Here is a 16,374-nt window from a genome sequence, read left to right as displayed (position 1 = left end):
GGCCTCCACCGAGTGGTGGAGGCCGGCTTCTTCAGAAGGTGATCAGCGGTGGAGGTCGAAGCGGTCGAGTTCCATGACCTTGTGCCAGGCGGCTACGAAGTCGGTGACGAACTTGGACTTGGCGTCGTCGGAGGCGTAGACCTCGGCGACGGCGCGGAGTTCGGAGTTCGAGCCGAAGACGAGGTCGGCGCGGGTGCCGGTCCACTTGACCTTGCCGGCGGCGTCCTTGGCCTCGAAGAACTCCTGGCTGCTGTCGGTCGACTTCCACTCGGTGCTCAGGTCGAGCAGGTTCGCGAAGAAGTCGTTGGTGAGGGTGCCCGGGTTGTCGGTGAGGACGCCGTGGGCGGAGCCGTCGTAGTTGGTGCCGAGGACGCGGAGGCCGCCGACCAGGACGGTCATCTCGGGGGCGCTCAGGGTGAGCAGGTTCGCCTTGTCGAGGAGGAGGTACTCCGCGGGGAGGCGGTTGCCCTTGCCGTAGTAGTTGCGGAAGCCGTCGGCGGCCGGTTCGAGGGCCTCGAAGGACTCGACGTCGGTCTGCTCGAGGGTCGCGTCCGTGCGGCCGGGGGTGAACGGTACGACGATGTCGATGCCGGCGTTCTTGGCCGCGACCTCGACGCCGACACCACCGGCGAGCACGATCAGGTCGGCCAGCGAGACCGGCTTGGGGAAGACCTGCTGGACGCCCTCGAGCGTGCGCAGCACCTGGGCGAGCTGGTCGGGGTTGTTGACCTCCCAGCCGGCCTGCGGCTGCAGGCGGATGCGGGCGCCGTTCGCGCCACCGCGCTTGTCGCTACCGCGGAAGCTCGAGGCCGAGGCCCACGCGGTCGACACCAGCTGCGAGACCGACAGACCGGAGGCCGCGATCTGCGCCTTCAGCGCGTCGATGTCGTCGGCGCCGATCAGCTCGTGGTCGACGGCCGGGAGCGGGTCCTGCCAGATCAGCGTCTCGGCGGGGACCTCGGGACCGAGGTAGCGCACGATCGGGCCCATGTCGCGGTGGGTCAGCTTGAACCAGGCGCGGGCGAACGCGTCCGCGAACTGGTCCGGGTGGTCCTTGAAGCGGCGCGAGATCGGCTCGTAGATCGGGTCGAAGCGCAGCGCCAGGTCGGTGGTGAGCATGGTCGGCTTCTTCTTCGGACCGTCGTACGCGTCCGGGATGATCGCCTCGGCGTCCTTCGCGACCCACTGGTTCGCACCGGACGGGGACTTGGTCAGCTCCCATTCGTAGCCGAACAGGATCTCGAAGAAGTCGTTACCCCACTTGGCCGGCGTGGTGGTCCAGGTGACCTCCAGCCCGCTGGTGATGGCGTCCTTGCCCTTACCGGAGTTGAACGTGCTCTTCCAGCCGAGGCCCTGGTGCTCGAGGTCGGCGCCCTCGGGCTCGACCCCGACGTGCTCCTCGGCGTTACCGGCACCGTGCGTCTTGCCGAAGGTGTGACCGCCGGCGATCAGCGCCACGGTCTCCTCGTCGTTCATCGCCATCCGGCCGAAGGTCTCGCGGATGTCGCGCGCCGAGGCGAGCGGGTCGGGGTTGCCGTTCGGGCCTTCCGGGTTCACGTAGATGAGACCCATCTGTACGGCGCCCAGCGGCTTCTGCAGCTCGCGGTCACCGCTGTACCGCTCGTCGTCCAGCCAGCCCGTCTCCGGACCCCAGTAGACATCGGTCTCCGGCTCCCAGACGTCGGCCCGGCCACCGGCGTACCCGAAGGTCTTGAAGCCCATCGTCTCGAGCGCCACGTTGCCGGTCAGGATCATCAGGTCGGCCCAGGAGATCTTCTGGCCGTACTTCTTCTTCACCGGCCAGAGCAGCCGCCGCGCCTTGTCCAGGTTGGCGTTGTCCGGCCAGCTGTTCAGCGGTGCGAACCGCTGCTGCCCCGCACCGGCGCCACCGCGGCCGTCGCTGATCCGGTACGTCCCGGCGCTGTGCCACGCCATCCGGATCATCAGCGGGCCGTAGTTCCCGAAGTCGGCCGGCCACCAGTCCTGCGAGGTCGTCAGTACGTCGGCGATGTCCGCCTTCACCGCGGCCAGGTCCAGCGTCTGGAACTCGGCGGCGTAGTCGAAGTCCTCGCCCAGCGGGTTCGACACGGCCGGGTTCTTGGCCAGGATCTTCAGGTTCAGCTGGTTCGGCCACCAGGCCCGGTTCGCGTCGCCCGAGGTCGGTTGCACACCCTGACCGTGGGCCACCGGGCAGCCGCCCGCGGCCTGGGCGTTGTCTTCGCCGCGGCTCTCCTCGCTGCCTTCACCGGGCAGGGGCTCGTGCGGCTCATGGTTGTCGGACATCTGAATCCTTCCAGGACTGGACGTATTTTTCACAGAAGGTCAAGCACAGTCGGAGCAGAGGCCCCAGTAGATGACCTCGGCCTCGTCGATCACGAAACCGTGGTCGTCGGACGCATGCAGGCAGGGCGCATGCCCCACCGCGCAGTCGACATCGGCAATCGCACCGCAGCTGCGGCACACGACATGGTGATGGTTGTCGCCGACCCGGGACTCGTAGCGGGCCACCGAGCCGAGCGGCTGAATTCGCCGTACCAGCCCGGCCGCCGTCAACGTGTGCAGCGAGTCGTACACCGCCTGGTGCGACACGTCCGGCAGATCGTTGCGCACGGCCCCGATCAGCGAGTCCGTGTCGGCATGCGGATGCGCATACACCGCCTGCAGCACCGCGACCCGCGGCCGCGTCACACGCAGCTCACTCCCCCGCAGCAACTGCTGGAGCTCTTCCACGGTCGGCACACCCGCAGTCTTACGCCTTTTCTGGAATGAGTCAAGATTACCTGCCGGAACACCGACCAGACTTGAGCCATGACAGTCGTCGACCGCGTAGAGCCATACCACCTGCCCGATCTCGCCGCCCTCTACCGCTCCGCCTGGTGGCTGACGGACCGCACCGCCGCGGAGACCTCGCGGATCCTCGCCGAGTCGGACCTCGTCTTCGCCCTGATCGACACCGACCGGCTGGTCGGCTTCGCCCGGGTTCTCACCGACTACGCGCACGTCGCCCTCGTCCTCGACGTGGTCGTCTCCCCCGACGCCCGCGGGGCCGGGCACGGCGCGACCCTGATGGAGGCGATCGTGACGCACCCATCGCTTCAGGACGTCCGCAGTATCGAGCTGGTCTGCCAGCCCGACCTCGTCCCCTTCTACCGCCGCTGGGGCTTCACGACGGAGGTCGGCCGGTCCCTGCTCATGCGTCGGGCCGCTGGCTGAGGATGCGGTCGTCGGCGGCGGCGTCGTACCGGTCTTGAGCTGCTTGTACGTCGTCCACGTACGACTCGGCCCACACCTGGAGCGCCTGGAGTGGTGCGTGGAGGGTGCGGCCCAGCGGGGTGAGCTGGTAGTAGGCGTGGTCCTGCTGGATTCGCTCGACCATGCCATCCCGCTCGAGCGCCCGCAGGGTGTCGATCAGCACCTTCTTCGTGATGCCCTCCACCTGCCGATGCAGCTCGCCGAACCGCCGCGGCTCCTCGTGCAGCAGCACCACGATCATCGCCGTCCACTTGTTCGCGATCCGCGCCAGCGACGCCCGCGACGGGCACTGCACCGAGAACACCGTCCACTCACGGCTCGATCCGGTCACGTTGAAGTAACCACCCTCTCCTCCGACACCATGACAACATGTCAGCCATCGATGTAGTTACCAAGTACGGCGCCGCCGCGGCCGCCGGCGACCTGCAAGCCCTCGCCGCCACCCTGCACCCCGACGCCGTCTGGCACCAGCCCGGCACGAACCCGCTCTCCGGCGACCACGTGGGCCCCGACGCCATCGTCGCCCACCTCGGCCGCTTCTTCGCCCTCAGCAACGGCACCTTCACCCTGGAAACCGAGTCCGCCACCGAAAGCGGCAACCTCGTCTCCACGACCGTCCGCTTCACCGCCCAGCGCGAAGGCCTCCCCGACCTCGACCAGCACGGCGTCGACGTCTTCCGCGTCGCCGGCGACAAGATCGCCGAGATCTGGCTCATCGGCGAAGACCAGGCAACCGAAGACGCCTTCTGGGCCTGAACCACGCTCCTCCGACTAGGGTGCCGGTCATGCGCACATTGCACTTCGGTCTGCGGGTCAGTGAGCTGGAGCGGTCGCTAGCGTTCTACACGACCGTCGGCTACAAGGTCGTCGGGACTGTCCAGGGAACGGCGCACGGCAGCCTGACCATGCTCCAACTCCCCGGCGACGACTTCGTCTCCATCGAACTGGTCCACGACCCCGCAGTGCGCAAGACCGGCCCCGGCGTCGGCATCAATCACCTGGTCATCCAGGTCGAGTCCCTCGAAGAAACCCGCGCCACCCTCGCCGCCAACGGCATCGAGCCAGGCCCGACCGAGCACCCCGGCCCCCAGACCTGCTGGCTCACCGACCCAGACGGCTACCGAATCGAGCTGGTCCAGTGGCCGACCGGCCACCCCGAAGGCATGACCGCAGCCGACTTCCCCTCCTGACCCGCCACGCACCCACCGAGTTCGAGGCCCCGCCACCGCTCCCGACGGTTGGATTGCCGACGGCAACTAGTCGACCTGTCGCCGAGGCTCGCAGCTCAAGCTGACTACGTGACCTTGACCGTAGCCTCCCCACCCGCCACCCCACCCCGAGCCCGGAACCATGGAAGCCCACCCCAGCCACACCCCGAACCGTGGAAACCCACCCCAGCCACACCCCGGAACCGTGGAAACCCACCCCAGCCACACCCCGAACCGTGGAAACCCACCCCAGCCACACCCCGAACCGTGGAAACCCACCCCAGCCACACCCCGAACCGTGGAAACCCACCCCAGCCACAACCCGGAACCGTGGAAACCCACCCCAGCCACAGCCCGCGCAGGCCGATGCGAAGCGAGGCCGAAGGGGGTGCGGGTGGCGAAGCCCCCGCCCGCGGCAAGCGAAGCGCAGCCGCACAACACGACGAAGGCGACCCGGCCCACGCTCTCCGTGGGCACGAGTCGCCTATCGACTTCGTGGAGCTTAGGGGATTCGAACCCCTGACCTCTTCGTTGCGAACGAAGCGCGCTACCAACTGCGCCAAAGCCCCAATTTCGGCCGCCGAAGTCTCCCTTGGCGACCGCGAAACTCTAACACGCTCATGGTCGTCGATTAAAACCGGCCCTGTCCACCGACTTCAGTCGCCGACGGCTCGCCGGACCTCGGGTTCTTCGGCTGCGGGCGGCGGGGAATCGGCGACGAACGGGGTCTCGCCGGGGTCCGTCGTACGGGCGCTGGAGAAGACCTCGTCGTCGGTGAGGGAGATGGTGCGGACGGTGCGGTCCGGGGCCTTCTCCTTCATCACGTACATGGGCAGGGTGACGGGGACGGGGTCCCAGAGGCCTTCGGTGGAGGCGGCGGGCTTCTCGACGACCGGGGCGGGGTCGGCGGGGAGCTTGACCTCGATGGTGAGCTCGTCGTCGGGGGACGGGGCGGGCTTACCGGCGGGGCCGCGGTCGTGCTGGGCCTGCATCCGGGTACGGCGTTCGGCCGCGCGGCGGGCGCGGTCGCGGGCCTGGCGGCGGAGCTGGACGCGGGTGAGGACGACGAAGCCGACGATGAGGCCGGCCGGGATCGCGACGGTCCACCACAGGAGCATGCCGAGTCCGGCCAGTGCGGTGACCGACAACAGTGAAAGGGTCAGGATCGACAGGACCCGCCGGCGGCGCATAGCGGCCACCCGGCGGGCTCGGTTGGGGACGAAACGCTTCGGTGGCGACAGGTCGTCGGCAGCCTCGACGTCAGGGGCCTCCACCGAGCCCGGTGGACGGACGACGTACCGGGTGGTGGACGGGTCCCGCGACAAGACGCGCGCGTCGGCCGTCGACGGTACCGCCGAGCGGCGCCGGGCCTCGTCGTTCCGCTTCAGCATCATCGGGACGAGGTAGGCAGCCCACGCGGCGACGATCGCCACATAGATCAGTCCTGTCGTCCCCATGCCACGACGCTAAGACCCAGCGCACGTCAGATGGGGTACGTGGCACGGTGTGTCGCAAGAAGACTCGTGTGACTGATGTGAACAGTACGGAGCGTAGTCACTGCAATCGGGAGACGAGACCCGGCCCGACTTCTTCGACGTTGAGCGCGAAGATGCGGTGGTCGCGCCAGTCGCCGTCGATGTGCAGGAACCGTGGCCGCTCCCCTTCGTACCGGAAGCCGAGCTTGTCCACCACGCGCAGGCTGGCCTTGTTCTCGGGCCGGATCGCCACCTCGATGCGGTGCAGTCCGAGGGTGAACCAGCAGTGGTCGGCGGCCAGTGCGACTGCGGTCGGCACGATGCCGCGACCGGCGTACTGTTCGTCGATCCAGTAGCCGAGGTTGGCCCAGCGGGCTGAGCCGTAGGTGATTCCGGAGACGGTGAGCTGGCCGACGAGCGGCCACTTCGCCCGCGGACCTGCGCCGGCCGCACCGCCGTACGTGATGACGAAGGGCAGCATCCGGCCGTACCGCGCCTGTCGGTTCCAGTCGCGTGCCATGGCGCGGAACGTGCGTGCACCGTCGTCCGCACCGGGCGGCTGGGTCGCGTCCCACGGCCGCAGCCAGCTGACGTTGCGCTGACGAGCCGCTGCCCATTCAGCACCGTCGCCGGCGCGCAGCGGCCTCAGTGCGACCTGTCCGTGCTGCAACTCGACAGGCCAGTGCACGACTGCCATTAGTCGGTGTCCGTCCGCACATGGTCGCCACCACGCACCTGCTCAACCGCATGCCGCAGCAGCGGCTCCAGTACGGCGAGTCCGTCCTTCACGCCGCCACGCGACCCCGGCAGGTTCACGATGACCGTCGTACCGGCGACTCCGGCGAGCCCACGCGACAGTGCGGCAGTCGGTACGCCGTTCGCGATGCCGTACGCACGGATTGCCTCCGCAATCCCCGGGACCACCTTGTCGACGACTGCAGCCGTCTCTTCGGGTGTGCGGTCCGTTGGCGAGATCCCGGTGCCACCAGTCGTCAGTACGACGTCGTACGCCGCACCGACCGCAGCACGCAGTGCCTCACCAACAGGCGCACCATCTGGCACCACCTGTGGCCCGGACACCTCGAAACCCCACTCACTCAACCGCTCGGCGATCAGCGGACCAGTGGTGTCGGTGTAGACCCCAGCAGCGGCCCGGTTGGAGATGCTGACGACGAGCGCCTTCACGAGCGCTCCCAGAGACCGGTCTTGCCACCCTCTTTGCGCTCGACCCGTACGTCGGACAGCACAGCAGCCGGGTCCAGCGCCTTCACCATGTCGATGACGGCGAGCCCAGCGACGGCCACGGCGGTCAGCGCCTCCATCTCGACACCGGTCCGATCAGTGGTCTTCACAGCTGCCGTGATCAGTACGGCGTCGTCCGTCACCTCGAGGTCGACCTTGGCGCCGGTGATCGCGATCGGATGGCACAGCGGGATCAGGTCGGGCGTCCGCTTCGCACCCATGATCCCGGCGATCCGGGCGACCCCGAGAGCATCGCCCTTCGGGACACCGTCCCCGCGCAGCGCCGCGACCACCTCGGCCGAGACCAGAACCTTGCCGGAGGCAACGGCTCGCCGGGTGCCGACGTCCTTGCCGGACACGTCCACCATCCGGGCCGCCCCCGTCTCGTCGACGTGGGTCAGCCCCCGGTCCTGCGTCATCCGGTCTCCTCGTCCAGCAGCAAGAGCTCCACCTGGTCACCGGCCCGGACCGACGTCACGTCCTCCGGTACCACGATCAGGGCGTTCGCCCGGCTCAGGCCGCCGAGCAGGTGGGAGCCGTGCCCGCCGACTGTACTGGCCATCCAGCCCTCGTCGCCGGACCTGGCCGCTGCGCGGACGAACTGTCGCTTCCCGGACGGTGAGTTGAACCCGTCCAGGGAGACTCCGCGGGCAAGGCTCCGCCGGTACGGCATCTGGCCCATCAGCTTGCGCAGAGCCGGCCGCACGAACACCTCGAAGGAGACGTACGCCGACACCGGGTTCCCGGGCAGTGTGAAGATCGGTACCTCGTCGGCACCGAGCACTCCGAAGCCCTGCGGTTTCCCTGGCTGCATGGCGACCTCTGGGAAGTCCACGGTGCCCGTCTTGGACAGCACCTCTTTCACCACGTCGTACGCGCCCTTGCTGACGCCGCCGGTGGTGATGACCAGGTCTGCGCGGGACAGCTGGTCGTTCAGTGTGTCCATGATCTTCTTCGCATCGTCGTCGACAACGCCGACGCGGTACACCTCAGCACCAGCGGCGCGAGCACATGCCGCCATGGTGTAGCTGTTCGAGTCATAGATCTGCCCGTCGCCCAGAGCAGTGCCCAGCTCCCGCAGCTCCGATCCGGTGGACACCACGACCACCCGCGGTCGCGGCCGCGCCTTGACCCGGGCCCGGCCAACAGCAGCCAGTACGGCGATCTGCCGCGGCCCGAGCAACGTGTCCCGCTCGAGCACCTGCTGGCCCGCCTTCACGTCCTCGCCGAACCGCCGTACCGATCCACCGAGTGGTGGCTGCTGGTCGATCCGCACGTTGACGGTGCCACCGTCGGTCCACTCCACCGGTACGACGCTGTCCGCGCCCCGTGGCATCGGTGCGCCGGTCATGATCCGCATGCAGGTGCCAGGCGTGACTATGGTCCGCACGCTCTGCCCAGCACGCTGCTCGCCGATCACCGGCAACGTAATCGCCGCCTCGGCGCTCGCGCCGGCCAGATCCCCGGCGCGGACGGCATAACCATCCATGGCCGAGTTGTCGAACCCGGGCAGGTTCACTCCCGAGACGATGTCCTCGGCGAGTACCAGGCCGAGCGCCTCCATCAGCGGTTGGTCGAACGCCGGTAGTGCGGTCACCCGCCCGAGCACGGCCTCCAGATGCTCCTCAACGCTGCGCTTCACGTGCCGAACCCTAGTCGGTAGTGCGCTCCGGGTGCTTACCCCACACCATCCGGACATCCGGTGCGCGCTCTTCGTTGGCCGCACCGTCGGTACGGCGTACTTCGGTGAAGCCGTGTGAGCGGTAGAACGCCTGGGCCTTCAGGTTGGTCTGGAAGGTCCACAGTGCGAGTCCGCCGGGACGCAGGTCCTTGGCCAGGTCGACCAGGGTCGATCCGATGCCACGACCAGCCAGCTCAGGCTCGACGTACAGCTGGTCGAGGTCGTCACCATCCAGCGTCAGTACGGCGACGATCCGGCCGTCGTCGAGTCCCACCCAGGTCTGCGCGTCCGGCAGCAGCACCTCGGCGAACCACGTCGCCACCTGCTCGGGAGTGTGGATCGCCGGCGGCAGCTGCGCGCCCGGAGCGTGCCGTGAGCGCCACCAGACCTGCGCCGCCTCGTCGGTGTCGTACGGCTCCAGCGGCCGGATCAGGAGGTCGTCGACCGGGGCGGTGGGGCGGGGAAGGTATTTCATGAGCCTTCGAGAACCGTCCCGTCCGCGATCAGCCGCCGCTCACCCGCAGCAGCCTCGATCTCGACCTCACCGATCACCGTGACGTCCTTGCCGAACACCACGTCGCCACGCACCTCGAGCCGGTCGGCCCGGACCAGCGACGGCGCACCGGCCGCGAAGCGCGCGTCGAAGTCGGCCAGGATCTTGAAGTACTCCGGGTCCAGGTCGACGTACGGCTCGTCACCCTCGTGCGTGGTGGTGAGGTCACCGGCGTCGTCCAGCTCGTAGACGTCCGAGCGCAGGACGAGCAGGTCGTTCGTGGTCTTGACCGGCTTGAACCGGCTGCGGTCCACGATCACCGCCTGGGAGCCCTCGAAGGTCTCGATCGCGGTCCCCATCCCGGTCTCCAGCTGGATCACCTTCGGTGAGGTGGGGTCGGCCGGGTCGACGGTCTTGCGGTTCACCATGATCGGCAGACCCAGGATGCCGTCGTGACCGGCCATCAGATCGGCCAGCCGGTCCAGGTCGATCCACAGGTTGTTGGTGTTGAAGGTGCGGTGCCGGGTGACGTCCTGGAAGTACTTGGTGTCCTCTTCGGCGACCTGTGCGCTGTCCCGCAGGATCAGCCGGCCGTCCGACTTACGCACCGCCACGTGCCCGCCCTTGCGGTCGGACCGGGTCCGCCGGCAGACCTCCATCCCGAACGGCACGTCGTGCTCGGCCATCCAGGCGGCGATTCGCGGGTCCGGGGTCGCACCGAGGTTGTCGGCGTTCGAAATGAACGCATGGCGGAAGCCCTGCTCGCGGAGCGCGTCAAGCGTGCCGGACGCGACCAGAGCGGTGAACAGGTCGCCATGGCCCGGCGGACACCACGCCAGCTCCGGATCCGGCTCCCACTCGGCCGGAGTGAGGTCCTCGACCAGCAGTTTCGGTTCCATGTTCTGCAGGAAGTCCAGCGGCAGACCGTCCACCGCGAGACCGTCGTACTCGCTCAGGATCTGCAGGGACTCCTCCTTGGTGCGGAAGGAGTTCATCAGCACCAGCGGCAGCGGTACGTCGTACTTGCGCCGCGTGCTCAGGATCTGCCGGGCGATGATGTCGAGGAAGCTCAGCCCGTCCTTGACCGGTAGCGCGGACTTCGGTCCGGTGACACCCATCGACGTACCGAGACCGCCGTTGAGCTTGATCACCACGGTCTCGGCCAGCGCGGCCCGCATCGCCTCGGAGTCGGTGTCCAGGTGGTCCAGATGTGGCAGGTCACCCACCGGCTCGATGTCGTCCTCGCGGATCGTCCCCTGCTGCCCGGACTCCAGGAGCCGGTAGTAGTGGGTGAACACGCGAATGGCGACCTCTGCTGCTCCGGCCGCACGCATCTTGTCCTGAGCTCTCTGTAACCCCACCGCACTCATGTCACAACCCTAGGGGACACGGGGGAATCGCAGTGTTAACCGCGTCACGCCCGCCTACGATCAGAGCGTGTTCGCGTCGAAGGCCGTAGCGCGGCAGCACTTCCTCACCGCCCGCAACGCGAGGCCGGCCGAGGACCTGCTGCCAGGCGCCCGCTCCCTACCTCTCCTGCAGAGCGCGCAGCGGATCGCCCTGTACGTCTCGATGGGCGCGGAACCGCAGACCGGTGCACTGATCGACTGGCTGCTGGCCAGCGGCCGTGAGGTGCTGCTGCCGATCCTGTACGCCGACAACGACCTCGGCTGGGGTGTTGCGCCCGGAGCGGCGGATCTGGTCCCGGGGCGACTCGGTCTGTCCGAGCCACGGACCGATCTGGGTTCGTGGGCGATCAGCACCGCCGAGCTGGTCCTCTGCCCGGCCGTAGCGGTCGCACGGGACGGCGTCCGGCTCGGACGAGGCGGTGGCTCCTACGACCGGGCGCTCACCCGCGTCACACCCGGTACGCCGATCTGGGCGGCCGTCTACGACTCCGAGGTCGTCGACTCGCTACCGTCCGATCCGCACGACCACCTGGTCCACGCGGCGCTCACACCGCGCGGACTGCTGCCGGTCGGTTAACGCTCGGGCTTGCCGGTGAAGGTGAGCGTGTGCTCGCGCTTGGCCTCGACAGCACCGCGGGTGAACGCCCAGGGCAGGGTCTCACCCTTGGCCCACAACTCGGTCTGGTCGGTGTAGTTCTTCGAGAACGCGTGGCCCGACGTACCGGTCAGGTTGATCCAGCGGGACTTGTCGAAGTCGGACAGGTCGACGACCATCCGCATCGACGGCACCGCGGTCACGCCGTACCCGACCGCTGCGTCCCAGGAGGTCGCGTTCACGATCGACGTACCGCCACCGAGCTCGTAGGGACCGCGGTTGAACAGCTTCTCGACCACGCCGATGCCCGACGTACCCAGCGTCTGGTTCTCCAGCGTGAGCTTGTGCAGCTGGCCCCACCGCCAGTTCGACGGCTCGCGAGCCATCTTCTTGGTGATCTCCGCACGCGCGTCGACCAGCGCCTGCCGCAGGATGTCGTCGCGACTCTCCCGCTGTGGCGTCCGCAGGTCGTCCCACCAGCTGTTGCTGGGCTGGCCGAGCAGGGTGTGCACGACCTCGACCCACCGGGAGCCGCCGTCCGGCCAGGCCGACTTCGGCAGCTGGTCGTGGAACGTCAGCGTGAGCAGGTTGCGCCACACGACGTTGAAGTACGCCGCCGGTGCCGAGTCGGCCGGCTGGGTGAAGTCCCAGCCCTTGAGGGTGTCCTGCCCCTGCCGGTCGAAGGCGTCGTTGATGCCGATCTTGAGCAGCGACGGCACCAGCATCTCGGCGGCCCGGTTCTTGGTGTCCAGTTGGATCGACGCCATCTTGGCCGCGTCCAGCGTGCCGGCCGCCTTGATCCGGTCCAGGATCTGCTGTGAGCGGTAGCCGTAGTCCCAGCTGTCGCTCAGGAAGTACGGGTACGACTTCGGCACCACTGCCTGGTTCGCGGTGACGATGATCCCGTCGGCCGGGTCGAACTCGGTGGGCATCGCGTCGAACGGGATGTAGCTGGTCCAGTCGTTGCGCGGGTCCCAGCCGGCCACCGGCCACTTCCCGCTGGCGATCTTGCGGATCGGAACCATTCCGGGGGCCTGGTAGCCGATGTGGCCCTCGGTGTCGGCATAGATCAGGTTCTGCGAGGGGACCTCGAACTGCTTGGCCGCATCGCGGAACTGGCTCCAGTTCTGCGCGCGGTTGATCGCGAAGAGCGCGTCGGCGGTCTTCCCCGGCCGGAGCGCGGTCCACTGCAGGGCGACGCCGTACGCCTTGTCGGCCTTGTCGCGCCGCGCGGCCAGCTCACCGGTCTCGCGCTCCTCGGCGCCGACGTCGGAGATGATCGGGCCGTGCCGGGACTCCCGCACGGTGATCTTCACCGGCTCGTCCTGGCCGGCGACCTGGAAGGTCTCCTCACGCTTGGTCAGCGGCTTCCAGCGGTTGTTGTAGAGGACGTTGTCCCCCTCGATCCGCTCCAGGTACAGGTCCTGGACATCGGGGTCGAGGTTGGTGAAGCCCCAGGAGATCGCATTGTTGTGGCCGATCACCACACCGGGCAGTCCGGCGAAGCTGAAGCCGGAGACGTCGTACGGGCAGGTGCGGCTCAGCTTGGTGCAGTGCAGGCCGACCTGCGACCAGATGCCCGGCATGGTGGCGCCGAGGTGCGGGTCGTTGGCCAGCAGCGGCTTCCCGCTGTCGGTGTGGTCACCGGACACGACCCATGAGTTCGAACCGATGCCGTCGCCCTGACCAAGCAGCTGCGGCAGGCCCTTGGCGACCTTCTCCACCGAGTCGAGCGACTTCAGCAGGTCGGTGGTCAGCATGCCGCGCCGGAGCTCGTTGGTGGCCGGCGGAGTCGCGCTGAACTTGCCGTCCGCGCCGACCGAAGCGGTCGGGACGATCGGCTCGTTCCGGTCGAACGGATACGCCGGGTAGAGACTGTCGACGCTCTTCGAGGGGATGGTCGCCAGCAGCTTGGTCCGGTTGAGCTCCTCGTCCATGTTGCCGCCGAGATCCCAGGCCATCGCCTTCAGCCAGGCCAGCGAGTCGGCCGCGGTCCACGGCTCCGGACGGTAGTCCCGACGACCGTTGGGATCCAGGCCGAGTACGGCGTACTCCAGGCTGAGGCCGGAGCCGCTGTGCTTGTCCAGATACGCGTTCACACCGCGGGCGTAGTCGTCCAGGTACTGCCGCGTGGACGGGCTGACCAGGCCGAGCTCCTTCTCCGCGACCCGCCGCCAGCCCATCGTCCGGACGAACTTGTCCGTCTCCACCGCGTCCGGGCCGAACAGCTCACTCAGCCGGCCCGCGGTGACGTGCCGGCGGAAGTCCATCTCGAAGAACCGGTCCTGTGCGTGCACATAGCCCTGAGCGGCGAACAGGTCGGCCGGGTTCGAGGCGTAGATCTGCGGGATCCCGTTGCTGTCCCGGACCACCTCGACATCGGCGTCCAGACCCGCCAGCTCGACCGTCCCGTCGTACGTCGGGAAGGAGTGGCGGACGACGAAAACAGCAGTACCGGCGATCACCACGAGAACCGTGGCGAGCGCGATACCGCAGATGATGACGGCTCGAAGCAGGCGACGCACGGACCCAACCGTAGAGAATGCGGCCCCTGGCCCCAAATGGGGTCCCGGTGAACTTTGCGTTGCTCTGCGTTCCGAGGGGTCGTCGCGCTGCGTCCGGGCGGGGCTGCGGGGCGCAGTTGAGACGGGAGTTTGGAATACTTCGGGCCGCTGACGCATTATTAGCAGTCGAGTAGTAGGAGTGCCAGCGGCCTGAAGGGAACCAACCGTGCCCACGTACCAGTACCAGTGCACCGACTGTGGTGAGGCGCTCGAGGTGCGGCAGAGCTTCACCGACGACGCACTGACCGTCTGCCCGGCGTGCCAGGGCACGCTGCGTAAGGTCTTCAACGCAGTGGGTGTTGTCTTCAAGGGCTCCGGTTTCTACCGCACCGACAGCCGCTCGTCCGGTAAGAGCGCGGTCCCGGCCAAGTCGGAGTCGTCCTCGACCTCGACGCCGTCGACCACTTCGTCGGACTCGAAGCCCGCGGCGAAGGCCTCGGACTCCTCCTCGTCGTCGAGTAAGGGCAGTTCCTCCAGCGCCGCCTGAAATTGGCCTGTGGACAACTGAAAGAGGCGCCGGAGAAGCTCGTACTTTCTCTGGCATGAAGACTCTTTCGTTCCTGCGCGATCTCTCCCGGGCCGCCCGCTGGCACCGCCGCCTCCTGGCCGGCGTCGCCGCGGCGGCCGCTGTCTACTTCGGCCTCACCTCCCTCACTCCCGCCCCGCCTCCGACAGTCGACGTCCTGGCTGCAGCGCGCGACCTACCCGGCGGAGCTGTGCCCGCTCCCGACCACCTCCGCTCGCTCGAGCTCCCAGCTGATGCCGTGCCCACGGGAGCGTTGAGACCCGGCGCAGATCTTGCCGCGCGCGTATTGGCCGGGCCGGTCAGGGCCGGCGAGCCACTCACCGACGCCCGCTTCCTCGGCCCAGGTCTGGTCCCATCCGGGTCCGTCGCCTACCCGTTCCGCATCGACGACGCCGAGGTCGGCGCTCTACTCCGGGTCGGTGATCGTCTCGACCTCTACGCCGGGACCAGTACGGCGTCCGCGTCCGCCGGTCTCGTGGCTCACGCTGTCCGGGTGATCGCCTTGCCGGCATCGAGATCAACCGGCGCCCTGATCGTGACAGCCGTCTCCCCCGCCGTCGCCGCCAGACTGGCCCAGGCCACGACGAGTTCCAGGATCAGTGTCGCCCTGACCCCGGATACGAGTTGATCGCTACGGCGCGTGCCCTCGCGTGACCTGCCGCACGCTCCTACGTTGACCGGAGTACAACATCCGCTTCGTGGAGGCACTCCAAATGCTCAAGGGCTTCAAAGAATTCATCATGCGCGGCAACGTCATCGACCTCGCGGTCGCGTTCGTCATCGGCGCAGCCTTCGTCAAGATCGTCGAGGCGCTCGTCGCCGGCCTGATCACTCCGTTGATCGCCGCCATCTTCGGCAAGCCGGACATCAGCGATGTCTGGGCGTTCACGCTCAACAACTCGGAGTTCAGGATCGGGCTGATCCTGCAGGCGATCTTCAACTTCCTGACCGTCGCGGCCGCGGTGTACTTCGTCATCGTGGTGCCGTTGAACAAGCTGGCCGAGCGTCGCAAGCGTGGCGAGGTGCCGGCACCGGAAGACGAGGCGCTGACCACCGAGCAGCAGTTGCTGACCGAGATCCGCGACTCCCTGCGCCTTCGCCCGTAACTCAGTACACGAACTCCACGATCGACCGCACGAACTGGTCCAGGTACGGCGGGAAGTCAGGGCGCGGTGGTTCCGGGCAACCGGACAGCTCCTGGCTTCCCGCGATCAGCTCCAGCAGGGCGTCGACTGTCTTGCGTTGATGCGTCGGATTCTCGAGCAGCGACGGAAGTACGGCGACCGGGATCCGGGCAAGGTCGATCAGCTCGACATCCGTCGTACCCCGAAGTGTTTCGCCGGCCAAGAGGTTCTCGGCGTCGTCGGGTGCGCAACCGCGGCTGAGAAGACCGGCCAGCGTGAGCGTGTCGACCGCGGTGTCACCGGCGGTTGCCGGCCACGCAAGAACGAGTCGGTCGACGAGATCGGGGTAGACCGAGGTAAGCCGTGCAGCAACTGTGCAGCCGTTGGATGCGCCGACGATGGTGAGCGGTTCGGCATGGTTTGTCAGCAGTTCGCCGAGGGCTTCGAGCTCGACGTCCCAACCGCTCGGATGCTTCGGACGGTCCGGGGCGAGCACGGTCAGACCGGCGGCTGTGAGTCCGGCCGTGATGCCCGGCGTACCCCAGAATCTCTCGGCGTCCATGGGCTCCCACAGACCGCCATGGACGAGGAGAACCGTTGGGCTCATCCGTGGTGTGGGGGGACCTCGCGCAGGATGCGCTCGTCGTCGTCGCTGGTGGAATCGCCTTCGCCCCAGCTCCGCGGGTCGTCGTCGCGGGTCTGGTCGGGCAGCACCGGCTCGTCGTCCTCGTACGGGCTTGTCATGGTTCCAGGTTACCGAGTCCGCGGGGCTCGCCGGTGCCGAGTTCGCGGGGCTGGTCGGCGA

General features: G+C 68.1%; 20 protein-coding genes and 1 tRNA gene. 7 read left to right on the top strand and 14 right to left on the bottom strand.

Features of this window, described 5'->3' with window-relative positions; translation table 11 throughout:
* Positions 1–42: 42 nt before the first annotated feature.
* Positions 43–2,283 carry a catalase/peroxidase HPI gene (katG, locus tag ACFCV3_RS42355; protein WP_376041091.1) on the bottom strand — a complete coding sequence of 747 codons (2,241 nt, stop codon included), beginning with the start codon at positions 2,281–2,283 and terminating at the stop codon, positions 43–45.
* Positions 2,284–2,322: 39 nt separating this feature from the next.
* Positions 2,323–2,730, bottom strand: a complete 408-nt coding sequence (locus ACFCV3_RS42350) for a Fur family transcriptional regulator (protein WP_376041093.1) — start codon at positions 2,728–2,730, stop codon at positions 2,323–2,325.
* Positions 2,731–2,808: 78 nt separating this feature from the next.
* Here ACFCV3_RS42350 and ACFCV3_RS42345 point away from each other — a divergent pair, with 78 nt between their 5' ends.
* Complete coding sequence (locus ACFCV3_RS42345; protein WP_376041088.1) at positions 2,809–3,213, top strand: GNAT family N-acetyltransferase; 405 nt, start codon at positions 2,809–2,811, stop codon at positions 3,211–3,213.
* Here ACFCV3_RS42345 and ACFCV3_RS42340 read toward each other — a convergent pair.
* Positions 3,191–3,583 (bottom strand): winged helix-turn-helix transcriptional regulator, encoded by a 393-nt coding sequence (locus ACFCV3_RS42340; RefSeq protein ID WP_376041087.1) that lies wholly within the window; start codon positions 3,581–3,583, stop codon positions 3,191–3,193. The two genes, ACFCV3_RS42345 and ACFCV3_RS42340, sit on opposite strands and share 23 nt — an antisense overlap.
* Before the next feature lie 38 nt (positions 3,584–3,621).
* Here ACFCV3_RS42340 and ACFCV3_RS42335 point away from each other — a divergent pair, with 38 nt between their 5' ends.
* Positions 3,622–4,008, top strand: a complete 387-nt coding sequence (locus tag ACFCV3_RS42335; protein ID WP_376041085.1) for a nuclear transport factor 2 family protein — start codon at positions 3,622–3,624, stop codon at positions 4,006–4,008.
* A 29-nt stretch (positions 4,009–4,037) separates the two neighbouring features.
* Positions 4,038–4,442, top strand: a complete 405-nt coding sequence (locus tag ACFCV3_RS42330) for a VOC family protein (RefSeq protein ID WP_376041082.1) — start codon at positions 4,038–4,040, stop codon at positions 4,440–4,442.
* A 514-nt stretch (positions 4,443–4,956) separates the two neighbouring features.
* Here the strand turns inward: ACFCV3_RS42330 and ACFCV3_RS42325 are convergent.
* The 8 genes from ACFCV3_RS42325 to ACFCV3_RS42290 form a co-directional block, all read right to left on the bottom strand.
* Positions 4,957–5,029 (bottom strand) — tRNA-Ala (locus ACFCV3_RS42325).
* Between the two features lie 87 nt (positions 5,030–5,116).
* The gene (locus ACFCV3_RS42320; protein ID WP_376041080.1) at positions 5,117–5,917 is read right to left on the bottom strand and encodes a hypothetical protein; all 801 of its coding nucleotides are present in this window, start codon (positions 5,915–5,917) and stop codon (positions 5,117–5,119) included.
* A gap of 97 nt (positions 5,918–6,014) precedes the next feature.
* A complete protein-coding gene (locus ACFCV3_RS42315; protein WP_376041078.1) occupies positions 6,015–6,632 on the bottom strand; it encodes a GNAT family N-acetyltransferase in 618 nt (205 codons plus the stop codon).
* The gene (locus ACFCV3_RS42310; RefSeq protein WP_376041076.1) at positions 6,632–7,120 is read right to left on the bottom strand and encodes a molybdenum cofactor biosynthesis protein B; all 489 of its coding nucleotides are present in this window, start codon (positions 7,118–7,120) and stop codon (positions 6,632–6,634) included. The genes ACFCV3_RS42315 and ACFCV3_RS42310 overlap by 1 nt, the downstream gene beginning before the upstream one ends.
* On the bottom strand, positions 7,117–7,596 hold the full coding sequence (gene moaC, locus ACFCV3_RS42305; RefSeq protein ID WP_376041074.1) for a cyclic pyranopterin monophosphate synthase MoaC: 480 nt from the start codon (positions 7,594–7,596) through the stop codon (positions 7,117–7,119). Before moaC ends, ACFCV3_RS42310 begins: the two co-directional genes overlap by 4 nt.
* The gene (gene glp / locus ACFCV3_RS42300; protein ID WP_376041071.1) at positions 7,593–8,819 is read right to left on the bottom strand and encodes a gephyrin-like molybdotransferase Glp; all 1,227 of its coding nucleotides are present in this window, start codon (positions 8,817–8,819) and stop codon (positions 7,593–7,595) included. Before glp ends, moaC begins: the two co-directional genes overlap by 4 nt.
* Before the next feature lie 10 nt (positions 8,820–8,829).
* Positions 8,830–9,333, bottom strand: a complete 504-nt coding sequence (locus ACFCV3_RS42295) for a GNAT family N-acetyltransferase (RefSeq protein ID WP_376041068.1) — start codon at positions 9,331–9,333, stop codon at positions 8,830–8,832.
* Positions 9,330–10,721 carry a UTP--glucose-1-phosphate uridylyltransferase gene (locus ACFCV3_RS42290; RefSeq protein WP_376041065.1) on the bottom strand — a complete coding sequence of 464 codons (1,392 nt, stop codon included), beginning with the start codon at positions 10,719–10,721 and terminating at the stop codon, positions 9,330–9,332. Before ACFCV3_RS42290 ends, ACFCV3_RS42295 begins: the two co-directional genes overlap by 4 nt.
* Before the next feature lie 67 nt (positions 10,722–10,788).
* Here ACFCV3_RS42290 and ACFCV3_RS42285 point away from each other — a divergent pair, with 67 nt between their 5' ends.
* Positions 10,789–11,337 (top strand): 5-formyltetrahydrofolate cyclo-ligase, encoded by a 549-nt coding sequence (locus ACFCV3_RS42285; protein ID WP_376041063.1) that lies wholly within the window; start codon positions 10,789–10,791, stop codon positions 11,335–11,337.
* Here the strand turns inward: ACFCV3_RS42285 and ACFCV3_RS42280 are convergent.
* A complete protein-coding gene (locus tag ACFCV3_RS42280; RefSeq protein ID WP_376041061.1) occupies positions 11,334–13,880 on the bottom strand; it encodes a penicillin acylase family protein in 2,547 nt (848 codons plus the stop codon). The genes ACFCV3_RS42285 and ACFCV3_RS42280 overlap by 4 nt on opposite strands.
* 205 nt (positions 13,881–14,085) lie before the next feature.
* Here ACFCV3_RS42280 and ACFCV3_RS42275 point away from each other — a divergent pair, with 205 nt between their 5' ends.
* The 3 genes from ACFCV3_RS42275 to mscL all read left to right on the top strand — a co-directional run bounded on the left by ACFCV3_RS42275 (position 14,086) and on the right by mscL (position 15,551).
* The gene (locus ACFCV3_RS42275; RefSeq protein WP_376041059.1) at positions 14,086–14,406 is read left to right on the top strand and encodes an FmdB family zinc ribbon protein; all 321 of its coding nucleotides are present in this window, start codon (positions 14,086–14,088) and stop codon (positions 14,404–14,406) included.
* A gap of 55 nt (positions 14,407–14,461) precedes the next feature.
* Entirely contained in the window at positions 14,462–15,073 is a 612-nt protein-coding gene (locus tag ACFCV3_RS42270; RefSeq protein WP_376041056.1) for a Flp pilus assembly protein CpaB, read from the top strand.
* A gap of 70 nt (positions 15,074–15,143) precedes the next feature.
* Positions 15,144–15,551, top strand: coding sequence for a large conductance mechanosensitive channel protein MscL (gene mscL, locus ACFCV3_RS42265; RefSeq protein WP_376041054.1), 408 nt, complete (start codon positions 15,144–15,146; stop codon positions 15,549–15,551).
* 1 nt (position 15,552) lies between these two features.
* On the opposite strand, the gene ACFCV3_RS42260 is transcribed toward mscL, so the two are convergent.
* Both ACFCV3_RS42260 and ACFCV3_RS42255 read right to left on the bottom strand, forming a co-directional pair.
* Positions 15,553–16,131, bottom strand: coding sequence for a hypothetical protein (locus ACFCV3_RS42260; protein ID WP_376041051.1), 579 nt, complete (start codon positions 16,129–16,131; stop codon positions 15,553–15,555).
* 41 nt (positions 16,132–16,172) lie between these two features.
* A complete protein-coding gene (locus ACFCV3_RS42255) occupies positions 16,173–16,313 on the bottom strand; it encodes a hypothetical protein (RefSeq protein ID WP_376041048.1) in 141 nt (46 codons plus the stop codon).
* Positions 16,314–16,374 lie beyond the last annotated feature (61 nt).

This window comes from Kribbella sp. NPDC056345, assembly GCF_042262745.1.
GTDB lineage: Bacteria > Actinomycetota > Actinomycetes > Propionibacteriales > Kribbellaceae > Kribbella.
This window is presented reverse-complemented; position numbering and strand designations above follow the sequence as displayed.

What these genes read in the sequence shown, in the direction of transcription:
- katG (WP_376041091.1), bottom strand. Translation starts at nt 2,283, where the DNA reads ATGTCCGACAACCATGAGCCGCACGAGCCCCTGCCCGGTGAAGGCAGC.
- ACFCV3_RS42345 (WP_376041088.1), top strand. Translation starts at nt 2,809, where the DNA reads ATGACAGTCGTCGACCGCGTAGAGCCATACCACCTGCCCGATCTCGCC.
- ACFCV3_RS42335 (WP_376041085.1), top strand. Translation starts at nt 3,622, where the DNA reads ATGTCAGCCATCGATGTAGTTACCAAGTACGGCGCCGCCGCGGCCGCC.
- ACFCV3_RS42330 (WP_376041082.1), top strand. Translation starts at nt 4,038, where the DNA reads ATGCGCACATTGCACTTCGGTCTGCGGGTCAGTGAGCTGGAGCGGTCG.
- ACFCV3_RS42320 (WP_376041080.1), bottom strand. Translation starts at nt 5,917, where the DNA reads ATGGGGACGACAGGACTGATCTATGTGGCGATCGTCGCCGCGTGGGCT.
- ACFCV3_RS42315 (WP_376041078.1), bottom strand. Translation starts at nt 6,632, where the DNA reads ATGGCAGTCGTGCACTGGCCTGTCGAGTTGCAGCACGGACAGGTCGCA.
- moaC (WP_376041074.1), bottom strand. Translation starts at nt 7,596, where the DNA reads ATGACGCAGGACCGGGGGCTGACCCACGTCGACGAGACGGGGGCGGCC.
- ACFCV3_RS42295 (WP_376041068.1), bottom strand. Translation starts at nt 9,333, where the DNA reads ATGAAATACCTTCCCCGCCCCACCGCCCCGGTCGACGACCTCCTGATC.
- ACFCV3_RS42290 (WP_376041065.1), bottom strand. Translation starts at nt 10,721, where the DNA reads ATGAGTGCGGTGGGGTTACAGAGAGCTCAGGACAAGATGCGTGCGGCC.
- ACFCV3_RS42270 (WP_376041056.1), top strand. Translation starts at nt 14,462, where the DNA reads ATGAAGACTCTTTCGTTCCTGCGCGATCTCTCCCGGGCCGCCCGCTGG.
- ACFCV3_RS42260 (WP_376041051.1), bottom strand. Translation starts at nt 16,131, where the DNA reads ATGGACGCCGAGAGATTCTGGGGTACGCCGGGCATCACGGCCGGACTC.
- ACFCV3_RS42255 (WP_376041048.1), bottom strand. Translation starts at nt 16,313, where the DNA reads ATGACAAGCCCGTACGAGGACGACGAGCCGGTGCTGCCCGACCAGACC.